This is a genomic window from Flavobacterium sp. (genome assembly GCF_040382755.1).
Classification (GTDB): Bacteria; Bacteroidota; Bacteroidia; order Flavobacteriales; family Flavobacteriaceae; genus Flavobacterium.
Genome location: NZ_JBEIET010000138.1, coordinates 1 through 4,539 on the forward strand (window position 1 = coordinate 1; position 4,539 = coordinate 4,539).

Genomic DNA, 4,539 nt, shown 5'->3' on the forward strand with positions numbered 1-4,539 from the left:
CCTAAAAGCGGTCCGTATGTGTACGACGCAACTTTGAATATTAGTTTTACAACTGATTGATTGGTTAATGAATTAAAAATTAAAATCACCAAAAATATTGCCAATGAAAATCCAATATGCACAAGATGTCTTGTTTTTACTGTGTTTTTTGTTTCTTCTTTTTTCTCCATTCCTAAAAAATCAATACAAAATGAAGTAGTTAATGCAGTTAAAGCGGAATCTGTTGTCGCAAAAGTGGCAGCGGTTAATCCTAATAAAAACACAACTGCTGGTACTAAAGCAAAATGATTGAATGCTATTTCAGGAAATAATAAATCTGTTCTTACTGCACCATCTAACACAGGTACTGGGATGTTGTTTTTTGTTGCGAATAAGTACAATAGTGCTCCCACACTCAAGAAAAATAAATTAATGATTATAAAAATTCCTGTAAACGTAAACATATTTTTTTGCGCTTCTTTGATGTTCTTGCAGCTTAAATTTTTCTGCATTAAATCTTGATCTAATCCCACCATAGCGATGGTTACGAAAATTCCACCTAAAATTTGTTTTATAAAATGTTGCCCTGAACCTATAAAATCTTCAAAAAAGAAAATTTTAGAATATTTCGAATCATTGATTTTTGCAATGGCTTCACTAAATCCAAAATCTAAACTATCACAAACAAAATATATAGTAAAAAACACAGAACTTACTAAAAATACAGTTTGTAAAGTATCTGTAATAATAATTGTCTTCAATCCACCTTTATATGTGTATGCAAAAATAAGTCCCAGACTTATCAAAACGGTTGCCCAAAAAGGGATGCCATAGGTGTTAAAAACAAAATTTTGTAACACTAAAACAACTAAATACAATCTAAAGGCAGAACCAATTGTTCTACTTAATAAAAATATAAAAGAAGCGGTTTTGTAACTAAAATAACCCAATCGTTGTTCAATATACGTATAAATTGAAGTTAAATTAAGTTTGTAATATAATGGTAATAATACGGTAGCTACAATAATAAAACCAATTGCATTACCTAAAATAAATTGAAAGTAAGCAAACTGATTGGCATCTACGGCACCAGGAACTGAAATAAAAGTAACACCAGAAAGTGCGGTTCCAATCATCCCAAAAGCCACCAAATACCAAGGCGATTTACTGTTTGCTTTAAAAAAAGTATCGTTACTACTGCCGGATTTTTTGTTCATAAAATAGGAAATTCCGAACAAAACGATAAAATAAGAAACAAAAAATAGTAAAATTGTAATTGGTTGCATAAGTTTTTTTTACAAAAATAACAGAATAATGTATATTCGTAGCATATTTGTTTAAATTTGAAAAAATTAATTAAGATGAAAAATTTATTTACAAGAAAGTTCGTAAGCTTTTTAACTTTTTTTATGGTTTCCTGTACTGCATTCGCTCAAAAAGTAGAAAGCAAAGAGAAACTGGCACCTGCGGTTGTTATTTTTATGGATTTTAATAAATCCTTATATGCAAAAAGCGAAGGTAATGCTTATTTTTCTGAAGATCCTAAGGCCGCCTTGGTTGGTATGATTGTTCCAAAAAAATATACTGATTTGATGGAGGAAATGAAAAAAGATGCAGCAGATGGCGTAAAGAATTTACAAAATGGGGAGTTTGAAAATGCAGGGCAAAAGTATTTTTTCTATTCAGGAAATATTATAGTGGAAAAAACGAAAGAGTTTTTCTTAGAAGTTATATTGAAAGAAACGGATGCAGACCATTGTATTGTGGTAACGTCTATGTTTCAGCCCAAACATAAGTCTATATTTGAAAAAGAAGCAAAAAAAGCTATTATTTCTGCACAAATTTTAAATTAGCACAAAATAAAATCGTTAAAAACCTATTTATATTTATGTAAATAGGTTTTTTCTTTTTAATATATTTGCAGAATGGAATTCTCATCAAAATTATTAGAAAATGCCGTTAATGAAGTCGCTATGTTGCCTGGTATAGGTAAAAGAACAGCGATGCGTTTGGTGTTGCACTTGCTAAAACAACCAGCAGAACGAACACTTTTATTAACTGATGCATTAACTAAAATGCGAAATGAAATTATTTATTGTCAAAATTGTCACAATATTTCTGATTTTGAAGTATGTGAAATTTGCAATAATCCTTCAAGAGACCATTCAATAATTTGTGTTGTAGAAGATGTTAGAGATGTTATGGCTATTGAAAATACAAGAATGTATAAAGGAATTTATCACGTTTTAGGTGGTAAAATATCTCCTATTGAAGGTATTTCTCCAAGCCAATTAAACATTAATTCCTTAGTAGAAAAAGTAAAGCATCAAAAAGTTACGGAAATAATTTTTGCGTTGAGCTCCACTATGGAAGGTGATACTACAAATTTTTATATCTTTAAGCAAATTAAACCATTTTCTGTAAATGTGTCTACAATTGCTCGAGGTATTTCTGTAGGTGACGAATTAGAATATGCAGATGAAGTTACATTAGGAAGAAGTTTATTACAAAGAATTCCTTTTGAGAGTTCAATAAAGTCAATTTAGATTTTCAAACATTATATATATTATATAAAAGATAAAGAACGTTAATAAGATGATTAAAAATATTTGTTGTATTGGAGCAGGTTATGTTGGAGGTCCAACTATGGCGGTTATTGCTCAAAAATGTCCACATATTAAGGTAACTGTAGTTGATTTAAATCAAGACAGAATTAACGCTTGGAATAATGAAGATGTGAGTTTATTACCCATTTATGAGCCAGGATTAGATGCTGTAGTTAAAGAAGCAAGAGGAAGAAATTTATTCTTTTCAACCGAAGTAGATCAAGCCATTGATGAAGCGGATTTAATTTTTATTTCTGTAAATACACCCACGAAAACGTATGGTGTAGGAAAAGGTATGGCGGCAGATTTAAAATATATCGAATTATGCGCAAGACAAATTGCTCGCGTAGCTAAAACAGATAAAATAGTTGTTGAAAAATCAACTTTACCGGTACGAACGGCTCAGGCAATAAAAGATATTTTAGACAATACAGGAAACGGTGTAAATTTTCAAATTTTATCGAATCCTGAATTTTTAGCAGAAGGCACAGCAATTGAAGATTTGTTTGCTCCAGATAGAGTGTTAATTGGTGGGGATACTACAGTTGAAGGTCAAGATGCTATTCGTAAACTGGTTGAGGTGTATGCAAATTGGGTAAACAAAGATCTTATTTTAACAACAAATGTTTGGTCATCTGAATTGTCAAAATTAACAGCAAATGCTTTTTTAGCGCAACGTGTTTCTTCTATAAATGCAATGAGTGAATTGTGTGAGAAAACAGGTGCCGATGTAAATGAAGTAGCAAAAGCCATTGGTTTAGACAGTAGAATTGGTTCAAAATTTTTAAAATCATCAGTAGGTTTTGGTGGTTCTTGTTTTCAGAAAGATATTTTAAACTTAGTATATATCGCTAAATCATACGGATTAAATGAAGTTGCCGATTATTGGGAACAAGTAATCATTATGAATGACCATCAAAAACGTCGTTTTTCTAAAAATATTATTAATACGTTATACAATACCGTTTCAGGTAAAAAAATCGCTTTTTTAGGTTGGGCTTTCAAAAAAGACACAAACGACACTCGTGAATCTGCTGCTATTTATGTAGCAAATGATTTAATTAGTGAACGTGCAAATATTGCTGTTTTTGATCCAAAAGTTGAAGAAAATCAAATTCTTTCGGATTTAAATTATTTAGAATCTCGTTCAGCGGAAGAAAATAAAAAGCACATATCAGTTAAAAATAATGGTTATGATGCTTGTAATAAAGCTCACGCTATTGCTATCTTAACAGAATGGGATGAATTTAAAACCTACGATTGGCAAAAAATATATGAAAATATGCTAAAACCTGCCTTTGTTTTTGATGGAAGAAATGTATTGAACAAAGCAGCATTAGAAAAAATAGGATTTATTTATCAAGCTATTGGTTCGTAAATTATGTTTATTTAATTCCTTTACTTTGCTGTATTTTTACCAATAATTTTTGTTTTATATTGGTTTGTTTTTAATAAAAACAAATCTTGGTAAAACAGTTTGTTAATTATTGCAAGTTATTATTTTTACGCTTGTTGGGATTGGCGTTTTCTTTTTTTATTAGTCTTTTCTATATTTTTGCAGTTTTTGTCATTTTTTATTCTTAAAATTTCTTCAAAAAAATCTAAAATCAGCTTATTTTCTCTTTTTTTATGGTTTTTATTATGATTTTTTTGTTTTGTCTAAAACCCTATTAATCATGATGGTTAAACCACAATTTGACGGTTTATTACATCTTAACGAAATGTTAATTCGTTGATTTTCAGAAAAATAATTAAAAATGTTGTATCTTTGCAAAGTTAATTCAATTGGAGTGGTATGATTTATGTCAATCAAACACAATGTAAAAAATGAATTTTTTTACCCTTTTGAGAAATAAATTTACATGAGAAAAGACATTTTTTATTTTGGAGTTACCATTGCATTTATTGCCATTATTAGTTCTGGTTTTAAAGCATTTAAAGAGGAATCTGTAAC

Annotated in this window: 4 protein-coding genes; 3 read left to right on the forward strand and 1 reads right to left on the reverse strand. The window is 29.6% G+C overall.

The window, feature by feature from the left end; translation table 11 throughout:
- Positions 1-1,265, reverse strand: a 1,265-nt coding sequence (locus ABWO04_RS09955; protein ID WP_353079562.1) for a sodium:solute symporter, incomplete at its 3' end; no start/stop codon positions are given.
- A gap of 75 nt (positions 1,266-1,340) precedes the next feature.
- On the opposite strand from ABWO04_RS09955, the gene ABWO04_RS09960 reads away from it, so the two are divergent.
- The 3 genes from ABWO04_RS09960 (at position 1,341) to ABWO04_RS09970 (ending at position 3,963) form a co-directional block, all read left to right on the forward strand.
- A complete protein-coding gene (locus ABWO04_RS09960; RefSeq protein WP_353079563.1) occupies positions 1,341-1,832 on the forward strand; it encodes a hypothetical protein in 492 nt (163 codons plus the stop codon).
- A gap of 72 nt (positions 1,833-1,904) precedes the next feature.
- Positions 1,905-2,525 (forward strand): recombination mediator RecR, encoded by a 621-nt coding sequence (recR, locus tag ABWO04_RS09965; RefSeq protein ID WP_353079564.1) that lies wholly within the window; start codon positions 1,905-1,907, stop codon positions 2,523-2,525.
- Between the two features lie 49 nt (positions 2,526-2,574).
- Complete coding sequence (locus ABWO04_RS09970) at positions 2,575-3,963, forward strand: UDP-glucose 6-dehydrogenase (RefSeq protein ID WP_353079565.1); 1,389 nt, start codon at positions 2,575-2,577, stop codon at positions 3,961-3,963.
- The last annotated feature ends 576 nt before the right edge of the window (positions 3,964-4,539 follow it).

Excerpts from the sequence above, each read along its gene's own strand:
- ABWO04_RS09960 (WP_353079563.1), top strand. The coding sequence starts at position 1,341 with ATGAAAAATTTATTTACAAGAAAGTTCGTAAGCTTTTTAACTTTTTTT.
- recR (WP_353079564.1), top strand. The coding sequence starts at position 1,905 with ATGGAATTCTCATCAAAATTATTAGAAAATGCCGTTAATGAAGTCGCT.
- ABWO04_RS09970 (WP_353079565.1), top strand. The coding sequence starts at position 2,575 with ATGATTAAAAATATTTGTTGTATTGGAGCAGGTTATGTTGGAGGTCCA.